Source organism: Microbulbifer mixtoriginis (SeqCode) (genome assembly GCF_052467705.1).
In genome coordinates, this window is record NZ_CP174322.1 from 1,423,674 (window position 1) to 1,442,816 (window position 19,143).

Annotated in this window: 16 protein-coding genes; 1 reads left to right on the forward strand and 15 read right to left on the reverse strand. The window is 44.6% G+C overall.

Going from position 1 to position 19,143, the window contains the following annotated elements; translation table 11 throughout:
* Positions 1–160: 160 nt before the first annotated feature.
* Entirely contained in the window at positions 161–394 is a 234-nt protein-coding gene (locus ACJJIB_RS06265) for a DUF5062 family protein (RefSeq protein WP_252084850.1), read from the reverse strand.
* A gap of 565 nt (positions 395–959) precedes the next feature.
* Positions 960–1,229: a hypothetical protein gene (locus ACJJIB_RS06270; protein WP_444888227.1), complete on the reverse strand. Its 270-nt coding sequence runs from the start codon at positions 1,227–1,229 to the stop codon at positions 960–962.
* On the opposite strand from ACJJIB_RS06270, the gene ACJJIB_RS06275 reads away from it, so the two are divergent.
* The gene (locus tag ACJJIB_RS06275; RefSeq protein ID WP_444888913.1) at positions 1,209–1,571 is read left to right on the forward strand and encodes a reverse transcriptase domain-containing protein; all 363 of its coding nucleotides are present in this window, start codon (positions 1,209–1,211) and stop codon (positions 1,569–1,571) included. The two genes, ACJJIB_RS06270 and ACJJIB_RS06275, sit on opposite strands and share 21 nt — an antisense overlap.
* Before the next feature lie 521 nt (positions 1,572–2,092).
* On the opposite strand, the gene ACJJIB_RS06280 is transcribed toward ACJJIB_RS06275, so the two are convergent.
* The 13 genes from ACJJIB_RS06280 to ACJJIB_RS06345 all read right to left on the reverse strand — a co-directional run bounded on the left by ACJJIB_RS06280 (position 2,093) and on the right by ACJJIB_RS06345 (position 18,618).
* Positions 2,093–3,337: a cytochrome-c peroxidase gene (locus tag ACJJIB_RS06280; protein WP_444888228.1), complete on the reverse strand. Its 1,245-nt coding sequence runs from the start codon at positions 3,335–3,337 to the stop codon at positions 2,093–2,095.
* Positions 3,338–4,145: 808 nt separating this feature from the next.
* Positions 4,146–4,766 carry a class I SAM-dependent methyltransferase gene (locus ACJJIB_RS06290; RefSeq protein WP_444888230.1) on the reverse strand — a complete coding sequence of 207 codons (621 nt, stop codon included), beginning with the start codon at positions 4,764–4,766 and terminating at the stop codon, positions 4,146–4,148.
* 644 nt (positions 4,767–5,410) lie between these two features.
* Positions 5,411–6,232: a hypothetical protein gene (locus ACJJIB_RS06295; RefSeq protein WP_444888231.1), complete on the reverse strand. Its 822-nt coding sequence runs from the start codon at positions 6,230–6,232 to the stop codon at positions 5,411–5,413.
* Positions 6,233–7,405: 1,173 nt separating this feature from the next.
* Positions 7,406–7,876: a hypothetical protein gene (locus tag ACJJIB_RS06300; RefSeq protein ID WP_444888232.1), complete on the reverse strand. Its 471-nt coding sequence runs from the start codon at positions 7,874–7,876 to the stop codon at positions 7,406–7,408.
* A gap of 518 nt (positions 7,877–8,394) precedes the next feature.
* Complete coding sequence (locus ACJJIB_RS06305) at positions 8,395–9,081, reverse strand: DUF1963 domain-containing protein (RefSeq protein ID WP_444888233.1); 687 nt, start codon at positions 9,079–9,081, stop codon at positions 8,395–8,397.
* A gap of 622 nt (positions 9,082–9,703) precedes the next feature.
* Positions 9,704–9,949, reverse strand: coding sequence for a VF530 family protein (locus ACJJIB_RS06310; RefSeq protein WP_226648534.1), 246 nt, complete (start codon positions 9,947–9,949; stop codon positions 9,704–9,706).
* Positions 9,950–10,442: 493 nt separating this feature from the next.
* A complete protein-coding gene (locus ACJJIB_RS06315) occupies positions 10,443–11,033 on the reverse strand; it encodes a hypothetical protein (protein ID WP_444888234.1) in 591 nt (196 codons plus the stop codon).
* Between the two features lie 1,140 nt (positions 11,034–12,173).
* Positions 12,174–12,656, reverse strand: a complete 483-nt coding sequence (locus ACJJIB_RS06320; RefSeq protein ID WP_444888235.1) for a YcxB family protein — start codon at positions 12,654–12,656, stop codon at positions 12,174–12,176.
* An 876-nt stretch (positions 12,657–13,532) separates the two neighbouring features.
* A complete protein-coding gene (locus tag ACJJIB_RS06325) occupies positions 13,533–13,994 on the reverse strand; it encodes an SF0329 family protein (RefSeq protein WP_444888236.1) in 462 nt (153 codons plus the stop codon).
* Between the two features lie 107 nt (positions 13,995–14,101).
* A complete protein-coding gene (locus ACJJIB_RS06330; protein ID WP_444888237.1) occupies positions 14,102–14,500 on the reverse strand; it encodes a hypothetical protein in 399 nt (132 codons plus the stop codon).
* Positions 14,501–16,530: 2,030 nt separating this feature from the next.
* Positions 16,531–17,115 (reverse strand): hypothetical protein, encoded by a 585-nt coding sequence (locus ACJJIB_RS06335; protein ID WP_444888238.1) that lies wholly within the window; start codon positions 17,113–17,115, stop codon positions 16,531–16,533.
* Between the two features lie 811 nt (positions 17,116–17,926).
* Complete coding sequence (locus ACJJIB_RS06340; RefSeq protein WP_444888239.1) at positions 17,927–18,088, reverse strand: hypothetical protein; 162 nt, start codon at positions 18,086–18,088, stop codon at positions 17,927–17,929.
* Positions 18,085–18,618: a hypothetical protein gene (locus ACJJIB_RS06345; protein WP_444888240.1), complete on the reverse strand. Its 534-nt coding sequence runs from the start codon at positions 18,616–18,618 to the stop codon at positions 18,085–18,087. The genes ACJJIB_RS06340 and ACJJIB_RS06345 overlap by 4 nt, the downstream gene beginning before the upstream one ends.
* Positions 18,619–19,143: the final 525 nt, after the last annotated feature.

Consider the following 19,143-nt stretch of genomic DNA (forward strand, 5'->3'; position numbering starts at 1 on the left):
TTACCTAAGCTATAAACAAAGCCGGGCATAGTTTAGTTTTATTTGTGTTGAATACGTAGGAATATCGGCGCTAATGGCTGCTAACCCATGACTATGACTTTTTAAGTCCTTTTAGTATGGCTACCAAATACTTCCTGGTCTTACAATAAAACTCCTCTCTTCACTGCTTTGAGGCCCATATTGCTAACCTATGCATGATAGCTTTCTGTGATATTTTGTCTTCTGGAAGCGGTTGAATTAATTTATCGTGAACTAAAAGACGATAAATATATTCGAGTTTCTCGTGAGCTGAATCGGTAGCTTCGAATTCGACAACGCCTCGCTTGGTGCCATATGCAGTACCGAGTGCTATAGCCTTTTTCACCATCTCTTTTTCGTTTTTGAGTTTCTTCATTATCATCTCTCAAAGAGGTCGTCGATATTACGCACCTAACGCCCGCCTCAACTGCCGGAGGCTACTGTCACCTTATTTGTTAAGGTTTTGGCAAAAAAGGTGACAATGGCCGGAGGTCAATTTACAGGCGCTTGGTGCACTCAGTATGGGCGTGGACTAATAGGGCGAAAGTCTCCTGTAGGAAGATCACCGTTTAATGGATTCCATTAAATGCTAACTACTAGCGAATGGCAACTGCAATACCGCGAGGTCTTTTGGGGAGACGGCCGCCAGCAAAACTTCGAGCTTACGAACAGAAACATTCTATAAGGTTTAGCTGGGTGATCTAACAGCTAGAGTCAATGATGCAGCTGTGCAGTGAAAGTTCACGTTCTTATCTAGGGAGATCTGTTTTGCTGTCAGCGTGGACGCTGACTCATAAGTAGGTCCACCACTATCGTGGAGTAGACAAAATAGTGGGTCATAGTAGAGCCTCGGTCAGAAATGATCAGGGTGATTAAACAGAACTCAGCCGACGGCATAGTAGCTAAGGGCCAAGATTAATACCTTGGACACGGTGAAGGCCTCAACCAAACTCCAGGGTTAAAAGACAGGGCAGCCTATCGATCTGTTGCCAGTCGGCAATAAAGGTGCCACAGGCATTGATGGGATTACCATCGATGAGTTTGTTCAGCACTTCAAGGTAGTTGGCGGTGCGATTGTTGAAATTATTTGGCAAGGCCATTATCAGCGGCTTCCCGTTAGGCGTGTCTACATCCGCTAGCCAGATGGTGGTCAGCGAGGTCTTGGGATACCTACGAACTTTGATCGTGTTATTCAGCAAGCTGTCGCCCAAGTTATCCACCACATCTTCGATAAAACTTTTTCGGAGTTTAGTTATGGCTTCCGTCCAAAGCGATCACAGCACCATGCAGTGAAAAAGCTGCGAAAGTGTATCGAGGATGGGAAACGAACAGCGGAGGATGTCGATTTATCTAAATTTTTTGATCGAGTAAATCATGATTTCCTTATGAGTTTACTTGGCCAAAGAATCAGCGATAAGCGTTTACTCAAATTGATCGCAACTTACTTGCACGCAGGATGTGTAGAAGATGGATATTGGAAAGCCTGTCATGAGGGGTGCCACAAGGTGGCCTTTTATCGCCGCTGCTCTCCAATATTGTACTCGACTTGCTAGACAAAGAGCTGGAAAAACGTTGACACAATTTTGTCTGCTATGTGGATGATTTTGTGATCGTCGTTGCCTCTAAACGCGCGGGTAAACGGGCTATGGCGAGTATTAAACGCATTGTTAAGCGCAAGCTTAGGCTCAAGGTTAACGATACTAAAAGCCAAGTAATCCCCGGTTGTTTTGAGACTCGCAGGCAGTAAGTTGCGTCGATCAGTGCTCTTGAATTTGTGTCGAAACCTCTCATCGATATCTCTACTATCCGGTAGTGTCTAATTCATCAGGCGTTGATAGGGATAAAGCCTAGAAGTCAGATTCAAGGTTGATTGACTCTCGTAATCAGCCCCTGATGTTGGATTCAAAGCTATCTGGGTTTTGGGGGCATTTCTCATCGGGAAGAGGTCGGTATGCGTAGTGACACGGGCTAGCATCCAGCTGAGCGAGATGTCCGAAAGTCTACTGCCTGGATAGGATTTAGTGATATTGAATGGACTCCAGACATCCAAACATGCTCGACAATTTGTTTATCGTCAGCGGCGCAGCGGTGCCTCGCCTTCGGGGTGTTCGAGGTCCTTTTCGTCGAACGCGTCGTCGGTCAACGTCTTCAGGAACGCCACGACTGCGGCTTCTTCTTCGTCTGTCAGCCCGAGGTTGCCCAGCTCGGCCCGGTTGACGTTCTTAGGGACTTCGGGTTTAGGCCAGCCGGTGATTCCGAAGTTCGGGTCGGTTGCGTCGGGCACTTCACCGAGCGTATCACGGGTGTTGTAGAAATGGACGATTTGCTCGAGCGTGGCGAAGACGCCGTTGTGCCCGTAGGGTGGGGTGATCTCAATGTTGCGGAGAGTGGGGACCTTGAATTTACCATTCTGCGATCCGTCGGGGTGCTTGTCGGCAATCTCTGGCCGACCGCCCAGGCCTAGGTCGAGTGGCAGGCTGTCGACGCCGTGCAGGCCGGCGATTCGCGGGTTCACAGGGAGCCCCAGGTTGTCGTAGGTGAAGTCGGTGAACAGGGCGTGCGGGTAGTTCGCCGGCGGCTTGCTACTATGGCAGTTGCTGCATTTGGCTTTGCCGTTGAACAGTTGGAGTCCCAACTGTTCCTGCGGGGTCAGGTCGATCTTGCCTGCAACGTAGTAGTCGTACTTGGAGTTGAACTCGGCGAACTCGTCAGTGGGCTCGAAGGACCCGATTGCGGCGCCGAACTTGGGGTAGACCATCTCGACTTGTGGCCACTTGAGGTCTACGCCGTAGAGCCGCCGGAAGGCCTCGAGATAGACCGGATTCTCCGCGAGGCGCGCGAGGACCGCCTCTTTGCTCGGCATGGCCATCTCCAGTGGGTTGAGTGGCGGTCCGATTGCCTGGTCTTTCAGCGCGTTGGCCCGGCCATCCCAGAACTGCCCGCCGACATAGGTCTGGTTCTGCTCATCCCAGTGGAATGGGGGGCTGAACGTTGCGTAAGCGGCGGTCTGGGCGTTGCGCGTGCCAAATTTCCCGGGCTCGGACCCGGGGGAGACCGGCATGTTTACGGGATCGGCGGCACTGCGTGGATCGGCGAAACCGGCCGAGTGCGCGTGACAGGTGACGCAGCCGGTGTTACGCCTGGCCGAGATGTTCAGGTCGTTGTAAAGAAGGAATCCCAGCTTAACCCGATCGGGGAGTGGGGTGTTCTGCAGCGGCGGAAGCGCCGCGGGTGTCGTGTCTGATGAGGTGGCCGTTTCCCCCGTCAAAGGGAGGACGAAGACCGAGAAGGCAATCATGGTGCCGGCCACGATCAACATACCCAGCCCCCCGCGCCTATTAGCTTTAATTATCTTGCTGTAATCCTCGTACTTTGCATGCTGCTTTACAGCAAATTCTCTCGTTGAAGCTACAATTTCGCTTCTTCCCTTTCTTTCTGAGACAGAGAACATTTTAATCTTATCCGCTGTATATATTTGCGTTACATTACATAGCGCCAGCTTCCACTGCTCCTTGGAAAGATCACCGTATTTTGAAAAAACACTATGAAAAAATCTTGTATCTTTACTCATGAGTTAAGAGTCCTGATTTCAAGTAATAGTTGACCAGGGAGCCAGTGGTTCACTATCTATCTTTCTATTAAAGACCCTTTAAGTCCCAAAGCGAATCTATTAGCTACTTTAGATTATAGATTTCCTATAAAGTGGCAATCTGGTAAATATATTTGCAATTCAATAATCTACGGTAGCCTAGCCTCTTTAAAAAAATAGCTCAGGGGCGTGGCGCACATAAGTCAGATTGCCAGACTCTAACCACCGTTAGTTAATTTAAACGCCTATTTCAGTTCTTTCACCCCACTCTGTTGCGGTCAACTCCAACCGAACACTCCTCTAAGTACATTTCTCAAATTTGATAGGGGATAGGTCCCCCAGTGTTGTATGCATTCTGCGTGAGTTGTAAAAAGCAATATAGGCTCTTACATCTGCTATCGTCTCCTTTCTTCTGCCATGACATTCAACTCGATGGAAGAGCTGCTCGACAGTATCGTTGGGTAGAGATTTATTACGGATAGGGAACCGCCCATTGCGGACATGCATGATGGGTGGTGTGGGGGCCGGTAGCTAGAAACTACTGGTTACCCGATTTAGAATTTTTTCTCGCTACGATGGAGAATATATGCCAATGGTGCGGTGTGCCATCTGCAGTTTCTCCTGAAAGGTCATGTTCAGTCCACTTTAATAGCTCAAAGTTACTGAGGTGTTTTTTAATCTTCGATTCATTCATAACTAGAGTATCACTCCAAAATGCTTCCTTATCATACTCAGGCCCAGCCATTGTATCTTTCGGCCCCAGGAATGAACCGCAAAAGATTCCACCCTCTGTCAAAGAGTTAGTTATTTTCAACCAAACTGACTCAAAATCTTTTTCAGGACAAAAGAAAAGACTGGCATCAGCAACTACCAGCGAGGACTCAGGATAATGGAAAGTATTAAAGCTATCCCTTGATAGAATAACCTGCTCATCATCTTTGAATCGTTTACGACATCTAGATATAGATTCATTCTCGATATCAAAGGCATGAACCGTGAAATTATTACTGCGCAAATAAGCTATATCTGATCCTGCTCCACAGCCACAATCAACAGAAATCCTTTTTCCTTTTACTTTGCTAAGAGCAAAAATCAAATCTTCACGAGTATCACTATGTTCTGTTGAGTCATAATAGTTGGAGATTTCTCTCGTTGACATTCCCTATCTCCGATGAGTAAAAAAATCTAACGCCGCCAACAGCGGCCGAGCGTAGCGAGGTCTAGCCCCGAAGGGGCGATGCTGACTACTGGTACATCCAGCATGGGCATGAGCTAATGGGGTGAAAATCCCCTGTAGGAAGGTCACCATTTAATGGGTTCCATTAAATGCTAACTACTGGCGAATGACAACTGCAACAGCCAAGGACACCGAAGCCGGGTGATCTAACCGGTAGAGTCAAAGATGCAGTTGTGTAGTGAAAGTTCATACTCTGAAATGGGAAGTTCTGTTTAATTTACTACAGTGAAGCTGTCAGGGCGGTAATAGACTCATATATGGGCTTAACCAGTTCGAGACTATCGTTAAGTACTTGGATAGGCTGATTACGCACCCCCGCGATGACTGGTGTAGTAGCCGGTAACTAGAAACTGCCGGCTACTAGATTTTGAGCTACTCAACAACATTGCCAGAGGAACTTACCAATAAGAAAACTAAAAACAACAGGGTGTCCACTTTAGTTTTTTGATAAATAAAATAGTTGCCCAAATAATTACTCCCTTAAATAAGAAGCTCTATCCACGATAAAATCGAGCTTGTCTTACAAGATGGATTGATTGCGGTGAAGCGTAGTTAATCCTTAATCGTTAGGACTCCGTTAAAGTTATGGTGGTGTGGCCCAGGCTATTATTCCCCGCGATCGAGGTGTTGTAGTTTCCCTTGCCCTGCGGCCAAGACACGCTCGTAGGTTGCCAGCCATCGTATCCACTATTGGATTCTGGTTGGATTGAGAAGGTGTGGTCTTCGTCGATACTGTACTGCAAATTAGCGTATGGGGACTCCCATTGGGTTCCAGAAAAGCCATCAAGTATCATCACTTTTTGCCCTGGTCCAATCGATGTAGTCCCATTCAAAAGCTCATATGGATGTGGATTAGCGTAGTCGCATAAATGAATCCACTTTTTGGTCTGATTGTCGAGATAATAGGTAGGACTTACCGGTTCAATTTCTTCTTTCATCTCGTACGGATCCCCTATCGGATATACGTGAAGGGTGGCCGTGTACTCGTCTTTACCGCCTTTTTTTTTCGAAATTAATATCGCGTCATCCATGACCCAGAAATAACCCGTCGTTTCAGCGCTATATCCAGGCTTATTAGGGGTCTGCGCGAATACGTAGACACAAGCCGTATACGCTTTTTCGCCATCGGTTTGCGAAGTTATCGCGGTTTCGCTTGCGTAGTTGATCTTCATCTTGCTGCCGCTATTCCCAGGAAGATAATAAAGGACATATCCAGCGGCCATGTCACTTCCTTTAGCCCAGCCTGTGAAAGCTCTCGTGGTTGTTAACGCGGGAATAGTATCTACTGGGCCATGCTCAATATTACCCTCGGATTGATTCATGTTTTTGGTATATTTAATATCGGTCTTACAGTGATTTGCGATATTTACGGTGATGTGATAGCCCATTTTTTTCTCCTGTTTTTAAATATGCTCTTGTTGCAGACATTAATGCCATAAAACTATGCTCGATTAACAAAACGAAATGAAAGGATATAAAAAATATTTGGCATAGGACAACTGATTAAAGTTCGAGCTTTCCCTAAATACCAATTCAGTGGAAATAAATAGTTCATGAGAAAGCTCATCGTATTTCGCATATGAGAGCCCCGGCCACACCTTACTTGACATGCTTGGCAATAACTTCTCTGACCTTGTTCGGTCATTGATAGATAGGTAAAATTCTTCGCTCATCATGAAGATGGAAAGCTATAACTTAAACAACCTATGCTTATATTTTGACGCGAGAATCTTTTAAAATCCTTCCGAAAAAACTAGTCTGCACACTAATGGCCACAACAATAATAAATGCTGGCAATATCTTCTTTATCGGTATCTCCAGTATCTATCCATGTTAAATAATATTATTTTCAAAACCAAGATTGCAAGCAATAATTTTATATGGGTAGGTCATTCACTAAAGACCTTTTACCCGCCATCCCCCTCCAAAAAAGTTATTGATTTAACAATATTTCCTAAACAGAAATAGGCCAAATTCCTTCGAGCAACCCAATTGTTTTGCCTGTCTATTCATGTTGTAGCTTTATATGTCCCCTCGATTTAAGTATTAACATAGATTTTTCTATCCGTTAGCAACCAAGAAACATAAAATAAATACACAAAGAAGTTCAGAGCTTTGGTGATCAATCAAAGGTTAGAATGACCGCGTTAAGATACAAATAGCTCGACCTGCTGGCAGAGATTTAGGAGGGTTGGAAAAAAGTGTATCTGTAAAAAAATAAGGTATTGCTTATCGATGCAAAGCTATCCATTAAATTAGAAACCAGCTAATGAGAGGCTGTGCAAGAAGTTTATGCTCAACTCGATAAACACTGGGTACACGGAATAGGCGATTGCCGAAGCTTCCTCTCAGCCTCGCCCTGCTATTCTAGTCCTAACCCAAATGCTCTATATCAAGATTACCGCTCTTTGATCTAAAAATAGCGTTTTCTAAGACCTGAATGCAAATTCCCAGAACTTGAACTCGTTTACTTCTAAATCAAAGAGCAAGAATTGTCAGAAATAGAGCTTTCGCTACTGTTGACATAATCCTCCAGTCTTTGACTGTCCTAGTGTGTGTTTCTACCCTTTCCCCCATGGATAATCTGGTGGCATGTAGCCCTCAACTCTTTTTATTTTCAATAAAGAATTTTTATCAAAAACCGTCGAATATATGCCCGACGAAAGATTAGACCCGATTGGGTTTATAGTGATGCTCTCTACCTTGAACTCACCATCCAAAGATAATTTGAATAATGTTCCTTGCCGCGTGCCATGTCTCCAATAACCCCATAGACTATTACGGCCGGATTCATATTTTTCGAAAGCAATTGCCTTTGGGTGAAATGCCACAACTTTATTTATGTATGTTCCATCCGCCTTACTTAGATAGATTATAAAAGGGCCGCCACTATTGCCGAACATTGCTGATGGTCCAGACATGATTCTATCGGCTATACCATCACCATTTAAATCGCCACTATATGTATATCCGTAATCTGCTCTAACCTGACTTGCAAAAAGAATCAGGATAAATACTATGCATCGATACACTGGGTAGCTCCTTTTTGGTTTAACGCCTCAATAGCGGACAAATAACTTGGCTCTTCAGCCGTAGGCGACCGTTGATTAATTTGGTACGCCAAGTATTGGCGTGAACTAATGGGGTGAAAGTCCCCTGTAGGAAGATCACTGTTTTATGGGTTCTATTAAATGCTAACTATTAGCGAATGGCAACTGCAACACTGTGAGAACTTGTGGGGAGGAAGCCGCTAGTAAAATATAAGTTGAGGAACAGAAACATCCTATAAGGCTTAGCCTGCAGGTGAGGGAGCCAAGGACATCGAAGCCGGGTGATCTAATAGGTAGAGTCAAAGATGCAGTTGAGTAGTGAAAGTTCACGTTCTTATCTGGGGAAATCTGTTTAATTTACTACAGTGAAACTGTCAGGGCGTAACAGTTCGAGACTATCGTTAAGCATATGGATAGGGAGCGGCCTATTACGCACCCCCCGCGATGAATGGTGTAGTAGCCGGTAACTAGAAACTGCCGGCTACACGATTTTGAGCAGCTCAACAACATTGCCAGAGGAACTTACCAATCGTTCCCTCTTTATTTATGAATGCGTATGAAACACCGGAGTCTCCAAAATTGATACTAAATGGAACTTCACAGGAATCTAGCTGCATAAGAAGTGACCAGTCATCCGTATCTCCGGGAAATTCGTCACCTTGTAGAAAGCTAGGTGTCCCACCAATTTTATTTCCTCCCAGCTTATTACAGTATTTTTCATAGTCCTCGTCAGCTAGGTCAAAGCGTTCTGCTTCTGGAATGAACTCTGGGTCTTTTGAGGCTGAAAGATCAACAGCTAATTCGATGTCTATTGGGTAAAGACCAGTTTTCCCCTTTACTTCAACATAGTCCTGTAAAGTTGGTCCAGTGGTGATATTTCGTACCTTAATTTGAGGCTTACCACCCGGTTGAATAATTACTGCATTCTCGCCACCATCTGGCTCCCATGTTCCATCAACGTACTCATCATCATCTGTCATGAAGATATAGGCCACTTTTCCCTCACAGCCTGGAAATAGATCATTTGTAAGTTTGATCTGACAAATAAAGCGCATGGGAGAATCCATTTCAGAGCTTATTGGCCATTGAGCTTCCTCAAGCCAATTAGGCTGACCGCCAAATTTTGTAACAACATCAGAAATCGGTAATTCAGTTACTTTAAATTTTATTGTATTACGAGTAATCATACTTATCCTTGTGTACTCTAAACCCTTGCTAATAGGCAGCTGAAACTCAGTGTAGGCTGTCCCGTGGAAGCGGAACGGAGTGTACTTGAGTAACTTGGTACGCCTAGTATGGGCGTGAACTAATGGGGTGAAAGTCCCGTGTAGGAAAGTCACCATTTAATGGGCGTCATTAGATGCTAACTACTAACGAATGGCAACTGCAACACTGAGAGATCTTGTGGGGAGGAAGCCGCTAGCAAGACTATGAGCTGGCGAACAGAAACATCCTATAAGGCTTAGGCTGGAGGGGCACCGAAACGGGGTGGTCTAAGGGTAGAGTCAATGGTGCAGCTGTGCAGTGAAAGGTCACGTTCTTATTTGGGGAGATCAGTTTAACTGGCTGCTGTGAAGCTGCCAGCCTGGCCGCTGACTCAGAAGTAGCGCACTGCCATGATACTCTACTCAAATGAAAAGCTGTTCGGCACTATCGTTAGGTAGAGAGCCATTACGGGTAGGGAGCCGCCCATTGCAGACCCGCACGATGGGTGGTGTGGGGGCCGGTAGCTAGAAACTACCGGCTATCCGATTTATGCGCCTGTCCCTGCCTAATCACAGCGACATCTATGTGGTTACCAAATAGTGCTTATTTACGATTACCCCACGGAGATTTATTTTCAAAAGTTGAGATATACAGATTCTCGACTTTATCTCGCGCCCACTGGGTTTTGCGTAAAAACTTGAGCGAAGACTTAATTGATGGGTCGCTCTTAAAGCAATTGATATTAATCCTATCTGCCAAACCATCCCAGCCATAATGCTCCTGCAATCGTGTAACAACTTTCTCAAGAGTAATACCATGTAGCGGATTATTTGGTTGTTCTTTACTCATTCTTCAATCAATACCCTATGTTTAATGACGCATAATGCCACGAGCATGGGCGTGAACTAATGGGGTGAAAGTCCCCTTTAGGAAAATCACCATTTAATGGTCGCCATTAAATGCCAACTACTAGTGAATGGCAACTGTAACACCGGGAGGCCTTGTGGGGGAGGAAGCTGCTAGCAAAACTACGAGCTGAGGAACAGAAATATCCTATAAAGCTTAGCTTGGAAGGGAGGTGGCCAAGGATACCAAAGCCATTTGGTCTAGCGGGTAGAGTCAATGACGTGGTTGTGTAGTGAAACTTCAGGTTCTTGTCTGAGGAGGTCTGTTTAGCTTACTGCTGGGAAGCTGTCAACGTGGCTGCTGACTCAGAAGTGGCGCACTGCCATGACACTCAGCTCAAATGAAGAGCTGTTCGAGACTATCGTTGGCTCGTACGAATTGGGAGCCGCCCATTGCGGACTCGTACGATTGGTGGTGTGGGGCCGGCAGGTGGAAACTACTGACTACCCGATTTAAATAATGTTGCGGCACGAACTTTGTCCAGCTGTTTTTCAACACTATATGTGTAAATTCTTGGCTTCCCGTTGGGAAAATATGATCGCACCACATAATCAGATCCTCTACCGGCTTCCACGATCTCTTGATAAAACTCTACATCTTCCTCTTTTTCCATATCAAGAATTTGATCTAATAACGGGCCAGAGTTAGCCATACCAAATTGATATAGTCCGCTTTTATCTTTTGTAAGATAAACTAAATGTTCTTTGTCGATACTATAAGTAAAGCTACAATAAGTACGATTTTGTGATACCTCCACGATCTCATTTTTTTTAATATTCCCTTTAAATGGCTCAATTACGAGATACTTATAGATTCTCACACCACCCTCTTCCCGAGATATTCGTGCCGTAGTTTCCGCTTGTATCAAGTACCCTCGAAAAGCAATATCACTCGACGCCAAATTCGATTCATAGACTGACATACCCTCATACTCCTTAAGCATAAAGGGAGCAATTTTCATACACGCAAAAACATTTTCTGGTGTAGCCCACATCAATAGTAAGAGTAATGGAGTGTATTTCATCATTTCACTTAACGCCTCAATAATGGGCCGAAGCACTTAGTGTGGAGGTCCAGCCCCGAAGGGGTGGCATTGATTGACTTTCCACACCCAGTATGGGCATGGACTAATGATGTGAAAGTCCCCCTGTAGGAAGCTCACCATTTAATGGATTCCATTAAATGCTAACTACTGGCGAATGGCAACTGCCAAACTGGGAGGTCTTGTGGGGATGAAGCGGCTAGTAAAGCTATGAGCTGGCGGACCGAAACATCCTATAAGGTTAAGCCTGGAGGCGAGGTAGCAAAGGACACCGAAGCCGGGTGATCTAACGGGTAGAGTCAATGATGCAGTTGGGTAGTGAAAGTTCACTTTCTTATCTGGGGAGATCTGTTTAGCTTGCTGCTGTGAAGTTGTCAGCGTGACCGCTGACTCACAAGTAGGTCCAACCCGTTAGCCACCATCGCGGGAATAGATATAAGTAGTGATACTTAGCAGAGTCTCGGTCAGTAATGATCAAGGCGATTAAACAGAAGTCAGCCGACGGCATAGTAGCCTACTGATATGCTTCTAGTCGGGTATAAAGTTGAAGTGGCGCACTGCCCTGATATTCAACTCGATTGAAGAACTGTTCAATACTATCGCTGGGTAGAAATTTATTAAGAATAGGGAGCTGCCCATTGCGAACTCGCATGATGGGTGGTGTGGGGCCGGTAGCTAGAAACTACCTATGCATTTGGCCCTGCCATAAATACCGCTACCCAAAATATTATAATACCTACACAAAACACCGCTAAAGATAGGCTGCAGTGCAGAACAATTACTGTGCGTTTTGCATAAAGTTCAGCTAAGTGCACCAATATTGCAGAACTAGTAAAAAGTAATCCAACACCAATCAGATACAAATTAGTTCCTTGGTAACAGTACAAACCATTATGTCTGTCGTAGCAGAATCCCTCACTATTGAACACATAAGTAGCTAATAATGCCACTGACACTGCTATAGTTAATAGTGCTGCTTTTTGGTTTCTAGTTTTTGGGTTTATATACATGTCTATTGTGCATAACACCTTACCAAGCGGCGACCCTGTAGGGGCGTCGCGTTTGGGCAGTTTGTTGTGTATTGTATTAGCTGCATTGTAGGCACGACTTTAATTTTTATTGAAATCAATGTTTACCCTTAATCTTGGTAACTATCTCATTAATTAATTCAGCAGGTAATAACGATTTAGACAAGTACTGCTGCCCCCCAGATTTAGCCACCAAAATAAGCCCTAAATCGGTTTCAATAATACGCTCGATATCTGCCCACAATAGAGCTGCTATCGTATAAGGATTCTGTGTCTGGATTCCATCCTTATCTATGGTTAATTTCACCTCACTACCGGCACTTTTCCCAAGCATCTGCCGTGCTAACCACCAAGCTCGTCGATATCGAATGTGAATCAGTTCCAGCACGCCTAATGCAATTAACGTGCAACTTGCGATCTTAGGTTGCTCAGTAAATAACAGTAATCCCGCACCAGAAGATAATAATAATGTAGGAAGAAGATAATTGGGCTTGACATTTTTCCCATGGGGTAGAGACTGATCATAGCATTCGGCAAGGTATTTTCTAGATAAGGTAAATTGAGTATTAAAAGGCTGCATAAAAACAACTTATTGTGTCTGGTAAATTTGTCGTAGCACTACAGTGAGTGTCAGGATGATTCTTTAAGCTAATGTCAATTACGCCACATCTCTCAATAAGCCCTCGGTTTAGCCCCACATAACGCCTTTAGCAACGGCAAATTACGAAATCGAAGGCGTAGTAATTTGTCCACTTGCCTAAATTTGGCACACCCAGCATGGACGTGAACTAATGGGGTGAAAGTCCCCTGTAGAAGGATCACCATTTAATGGGCGCCATTAAATGCTAACTACTAGTGAATGGCAACTACAACACAGTGAGGTCTTGTGGGGAGGAAGCCGCAAGCAAATCCGAGTTGAGGAACAGAAACATCCTATGGAGCTTAGCCTGGAAGCGAGGTGGCCAGGGGCACCGAAGCCGGGTGATCTAATGGGTAGAGTCAATGATGCAGTCGTGTAGTGAAAGTTCACGTTCTTATCTGGGGAGATCTGTTTAGCTTGCTGATGTGTAGCTGTCAAGGTGGTCGCTGACTCATAAATAGGTGCAACTCGCTAACCATCATCGCGGGGATAGACAAAAGTGGTGGAACACATCAGCGCTTCGGTCTGTAATGATCAAGGTGATTAAACAGAAGTCAGCCGACGATATAGTAGCCTAATGCCAAGATTAATACCTTGGACATGGTGAAGGCCTGAGTCCAAATTCGATGAGTTGAAAGACAGGGTTATCCTACCGATAAGTTTCCAGTTGGATAAATTTGAGACTGCGCACTGCCATGACACTCAGCTGAAATGAAGAGCTGTTTGACACTATCGTTGGGTAGAGATTCATTACGGATAGGGAGCCGCTCATTGAGGACCCGCATAATGGGTGGTCTGGGGTTCGGTAGCTAGAAGCTACCGGCTACTCGATTTAGTGCTTTCTAGCCGCGTCTCAATTACTTTCAATGCGGCCCTATTTTTTGTTTTCCTCTTTAGCTCAGGTAGGCGTCTTAAACCTATACGCTTATCTGAAGCTCGAAATATGTTAATCAACCCCCAATGGTCATTTTGAAAATTCTTTGACATCAGCTCATCTTTTGGAGTGTCAATATACTCTCGTATTAGATTGGAAATATCTGGAACATCATTGCCATAGGGATACCACTTAGTATTTACTCGTTTAGGATGATTCTTCTCAATAAAATCTCTTGGGTAGTCCCAGATTATCTCCTTGCCTAATGTAATCCAATATCTAGGAATATCGGTAGATCCCATTTGTGAATCCATTCTATAGGCTCGGCAATGCAATTGCAGGTCAAGTCCATCTGCTCGCAGCAAATAAAATTCCTTCTGCAGTTTACTCCAAGGTCTTCCCATTACTTATATCTCTATAGTACTTATGTCGCCAACACGAACCGAATTGGAGCAGCGAAGCTGCGGAATGTAGGTCCAGCCAGCTTTTCAGGCGATCGTACTTGGTATTGTTATAACTTACCTGACACATACTTTGAACCTAGGTAAAAAAACACTGCACTAAATAATAATGGGACAAATAAACTTAACCAGTAATACCCACCCAATACTACAGACAGAATACCCTCCATTTGAACAGCACCCAGCCTGACCGTAATCAAAGCCAACAACACTAATGCCGACACCAATGATATTTTAAGCTGAGAGGACGTCAAATTTGCCAAGCCTATAAAGATACCAAACAACGCCCCTTTTATTGCAAAACTTGTAGAATCTATAGGCCAGCACCCATATTCTGATTGTTCGCAGGGATGATGAAACATCACATGCGAAGAGCCATAAATCATGTCTCCTACGAAAAAAGCTAACCAAGGAAACAAGGTTACAAACAAGTACTTTATGTAGGTCACAGAGCCCTCATGAGTTATAAAGCTGCCAGCATGGGCCGAAATGAAGCAGCGAAGCTGCGGAATGTAGGACCAGCCAGCTTTGCTGGCGATTGTACTTCGCCTTGGTACACCCAGCATGAGCATGAGCATGAGCATGAACTAATGGGGTGAAAGTCCCGTGTAGGAAAATCACCGTTTAATGGGCGCCATTAAATGCTAACTACTAGCGAATTGCAACTGCAACACCGTGAAGTCTTGTGGGGATGAGGCTGCTAGCAAAACTACGAGCTGACGAACAGAAGCATCTTATATGGCTTGGCCTAGAGGCTAGGTGGCCGAGGACACCGAAGCCATGTGGTCTAACGGGTAGAGTCAATGATGCAGTTGTGTAGTGAAAGTTCACGTTATTATCTGGGGAGATCTATTTAGCTTGCTGCTGTGAAGCTGTCAGTGTGACCCTTGACTCATAAATAGGCTCAGCCCGCTAGCGACTATTGCGGGGATAGATATAAGCAGTGAGACGTAGCAGGGCCTCGGTCAGTAATGAGCATGGTAATTAAATAGAAGTTAGTCAACGGCATAGTGGCCAAATGCACAGGCTAATACCTTGGACACGGTGAAGGTCTGAGCCTAAATCCACGAGTTAAAAGACCGGGCTAGCCTGCCGGTTTTTTTCAGTCGGATAAAGTTGAGGTAGCGAACTGCCATGATACTCAGCTCTAATGAAGAGCTACTTGATACTATCGTTGGGTAGAGATTCATTGCGGATAGCAAGGCGTCTATTGCGGCCCCACATGATGGGTGGTGTGGGGGCCGGTATCTAGAAGCTACCGGCTACCGAAATTAGGCTTTTGGTGATTTTGCAAGAGAATACTGAGCAAACAACGTTGGCAGAAGGAAAATTGGAATGATCACAATCCAAAAATCAATCACTGCATCCTCTCCGTAGGATGGGATACCCAATACGTAAGGTGCAATTAGCTCATAAAATAATGCCCATGGAAGATATAAATAAAAGAACATTGAGAAAACTGTAGTGCTGACAGGTCTCTTTGAATATGCGTAGCAAAAAAGGCTAAAGATGACAATAGGTAAAAATATACCAATATCAATATAGTCAAGGTAATGAATTTCAGGACTTTCTATAAATATGAACGGTATAAATAGGATGAAGGCAATGTGAATCTAAAAGAATATCTTCCAAAAAACACTTGGCGTTGATTGAATTTTTCCGATTTCAACGTTGGATTCGGGAGCTTTATATATTTCCATAGTTTCTTTATGCCTAACGTCGCAAGCAAAAGCGAGCAACTTGTTGCGAGTCTAGTGTCCAAAGCGCTCAATTTTGGTTGGCTTTGGTACGCCCAATATGGGTGTGGACTAATTGGGGTGAAAGTCCCATGTAGAAAGATCACCATTTAATGGATTCCATTAAATGCTAACTACTAGCGAATGGCAACTGCAACACTGTGAGGTCCTGTGGGGAGGAAGTCGCTAGCAAATGATGAACAGAATCATCCCTAAGGCTTAGTTCATAGGTGAGGTGGCCAGGGGCACCGAAGCCATTTGATCTAATAGGTAGAGGAAATGATACGGTTGTCTAGTGAAAGTTCACTCTCCCATCTAGGGAGATCTATTTAACTTTCTGCTGTGAAACTGTCAGCGTGGCCGTTGACTCATAAGTAGGCCCAGCCCGCTAGCCACCATCGCGGGGATAGAGAAAAAGTGGTGGAACACTGCAGCGCCTCGGTCAGTAATGATCAAAGTGATTAAACAGAAGTCAGCCGACGGAATAGTAGCCTAATGTCAAGATGAATATCTTGGGCATGGTGAAGGCCTGGACCCAAACTCCGTGTGTTAAAAGATGTGGTTAGCCTACCGATATGTTTTCAGTCGGATAAAGTTGAGGTGTTGTACTGCTATGACACTCAACTTAAATGAAGTACTGCTCGACAATATCGCTAGATAGAGGTTTATTACGGATAAGGAACCGCCCATTACGGACCCGCAAAATGGTTGGCAGCTTAAAGCTGCCAACTACTCGATATGTCTTATTCCTTGACTTTGTGTTCCCTTATTATCTCACCTGTTTCAGAATTCTTTATAATAAATTTTATAGGCTCAAATTTTTTCTCTTCTCGCATACATATAATATATTTCTCCTGAAGGCTATTAATAGTCTTAATCTCAGTCGGTTTCTCCAGAGTCATATATTCTTTCGAATAATCTTCATATGTTTTGGGGTTACCCTTAGACTGATAAGAGGGGGTATCACTTTCAATTGGGATAGATAAAGCCGCACTGGCCAAATTAAATGATCCATTAATGCCTAAACCCAGAGATAATCTATTTTTAATATATTCAGACATGTGTTTGGTGGATATTCCGTTTAGCTTTGATCGATCATGTACAAATATGTCATTAATTTTGACCCCGTCAGCGTAAACAGTATTTTCACACTCCTTCTGGGCCTTTAAATATTCTGGATGTTTACTAGTCACCTCGCCAAATACAGGATTGAATTGTATACTTTCATATGTATTTTTTACTGGCTTAAATGATTTTTTCAACTCGGTTGAAGCACACCCAGCTAGCCCCAGAAAGGATATTACTAACACCACATTCCTAATAATCACAACTCTTCAATCTCCTGAGATATCATGCCCTGTACAAGGGCAGGCAGATAAGCGGTAGCGTGGCTGTACCAGCGACCAAGTAAAGTGGTTGGTGCGGTTTGGTATGCCTAGCATGGACACGGACTAATGGGTGAAATTCTCCTCTAGGAAAATCACCATATGATGGGCGCCATTAAATGCTAACTATTAGCGAATGGCAACTGCAACACTGTGAGATTTTGTGGGGAGGAAGCCGCTGGCAAACTACGAGCTGACGAACAGATACACCCTATAAGGCTTAGCCTGGAGGCGAGGTGGTCAGGGACAGCGAAGCCACGTGATCTAACGGGTAGAGTCGATGATGTAGTTGTGTAGTGAAAGTTCACGTTCTTATCTTGGAGATCCGTTTAGCTTGCTGCTGTGAAGCTGTCAGTGTGGCCGCTGACTCATAAGTTGGCCCAACCCGCTAGCTACCATCAAGGGGAAGGAAAAAAGTGGTGGAACACAGCAGCGCCTTGGTCAGTAATGATCAAGGTGATTAAGCTGAAGTTAGCCGACGGCATAGTAGCCTAATGTCAAGATTAATACCTTGGGTACGGTGAAGGCCTGAACCCAAATTTCACGAGTTAGAAGGCAGGGCTAGCCTACCGATATGTTTCCAGTTGGATAAAGTGGAGGTAACGCACTGCCATGACACTCAACTCAAACGAAGAGCTGCTAGACACTATTGTTGGGTAGAGGTTTATTACGGATAGGGAAGCGCCCATTGCGGGCCCGCACGATGAGTGGTGTGGGGGCCGGTAGCTAGAAACTACCGGTTACTCGATTTAGCTTATTCTTCCTCGTCGTCCCGTTCCACCAGATTATCTGGAGAACCGAATGTATCTTTTTTACTCAGCTCATCTTCGATGTCTTTAGGGCGAGGCTTAAAGAGATCTTCGGAGGATTTCTTTAATTCTTCTTCAATTTTCTTTAATTCATCACTATTTTTCATAGATCTTTTACCAAATAATGCGGTACGCCTTGCTTTCCAGGACATAACGAAAATCCACCGTGAGATGAGTAATATTTAACCAACTTATCATTGAGTGGATCCATTACTCTAATTTGAGTCGCGCCGATTAGACGCGCATACGCTTCATAGGCCAATAATGAAACAGGAAACATATCGTTTGCGAACAAAATATGCTTGTTGAAACGCTCAATAAAATCCAAGCGTATAGCTGTGCCTCTGTAGGTCGGCCGACCGAGAGTTAATGAGCACAAAGTACTTCCGTGCCACACAGAAAGGTCAAACGCCTTTGGATAGAAAATTTTGTATCGGCTAGAAAAATTCCAATTCCAGCTCACAGAGCGTTCTTGATTCAAATCTATTGATTTGAAAGCAGCAAGAGCTTTGTGATCTATTGCCTCTAACGTGATTTTTCCGAGGAGGTGCCTTGGTAAGTTTCTGGATGCCATGTCTCTAGCTTGAGAGCCCAACTTCTCATATTTATTGATTGTTTCTAGATGCGAAACTTGCATTCCAACTCCTTTTGTCAATTTAACTTCCGTACAAGTTAACGCCCCACACAGGGATAGACAAATAAGCGCAGCATTTTTGTGGTCCTAGTGACCAACGGGAGCGATTGCTGCTGCTTGCTACGCCCAGCATGGGCGTGAACTAATGGGGTGAAAGTCCTCTGTAGAAGGATCACCATTTAATGGGTTCTATTAAATGCTAACTACAAGCGAATGGCAACTGCAACACCGTGAGGTCTTGTGGGGAGGAATCCGCTAGCAAAACTAAGAGCGACGAACAAAAACATCCTATAAGGCTTAGCCTGAAGGCGAGGTAACAAAGGACACCGAAGCCAGGTGATCTAACGGGTAGAGTCAATGATGCAGCTGTGTAGTAAAAGTTCACGCTCTTATCTGGAGAAATCTGTTTAGCTTGCTGCTGTGGAGCTGTTAGTGTGGTCGCTGACTCATCAGTAGGCCCAGCCCGCTAGCCACCATCGCGGGGATAGATAAAAGTGGCGGGACATAACAGCGCCTCGATCAGTAATG

Excerpts from the sequence above, each read along its gene's own strand:
- ACJJIB_RS06265 (WP_252084850.1), bottom strand. The coding sequence starts at position 394 with ATGAAGAAACTCAAAAACGAAAAAGAGATGGTGAAAAAGGCTATAGCA.
- ACJJIB_RS06280 (WP_444888228.1), bottom strand. The coding sequence starts at position 3,337 with ATGTTGATCGTGGCCGGCACCATGATTGCCTTCTCGGTCTTCGTCCTC.
- ACJJIB_RS06290 (WP_444888230.1), bottom strand. The coding sequence starts at position 4,766 with ATGTCAACGAGAGAAATCTCCAACTATTATGACTCAACAGAACATAGT.
- ACJJIB_RS06295 (WP_444888231.1), bottom strand. The coding sequence starts at position 6,232 with ATGGGCTATCACATCACCGTAAATATCGCAAATCACTGTAAGACCGAT.
- ACJJIB_RS06305 (WP_444888233.1), bottom strand. The coding sequence starts at position 9,081 with ATGATTACTCGTAATACAATAAAATTTAAAGTAACTGAATTACCGATT.
- ACJJIB_RS06310 (WP_226648534.1), bottom strand. The coding sequence starts at position 9,949 with ATGAGTAAAGAACAACCAAATAATCCGCTACATGGTATTACTCTTGAG.
- ACJJIB_RS06315 (WP_444888234.1), bottom strand. The coding sequence starts at position 11,033 with ATGATGAAATACACTCCATTACTCTTACTATTGATGTGGGCTACACCA.
- ACJJIB_RS06320 (WP_444888235.1), bottom strand. The coding sequence starts at position 12,656 with ATGCAGCCTTTTAATACTCAATTTACCTTATCTAGAAAATACCTTGCC.
- ACJJIB_RS06325 (WP_444888236.1), bottom strand. The coding sequence starts at position 13,994 with ATGGGAAGACCTTGGAGTAAACTGCAGAAGGAATTTTATTTGCTGCGA.
- ACJJIB_RS06340 (WP_444888239.1), bottom strand. The coding sequence starts at position 18,088 with ATGAAAAATAGTGATGAATTAAAGAAAATTGAAGAAGAATTAAAGAAA.
- ACJJIB_RS06345 (WP_444888240.1), bottom strand. The coding sequence starts at position 18,618 with ATGCAAGTTTCGCATCTAGAAACAATCAATAAATATGAGAAGTTGGGC.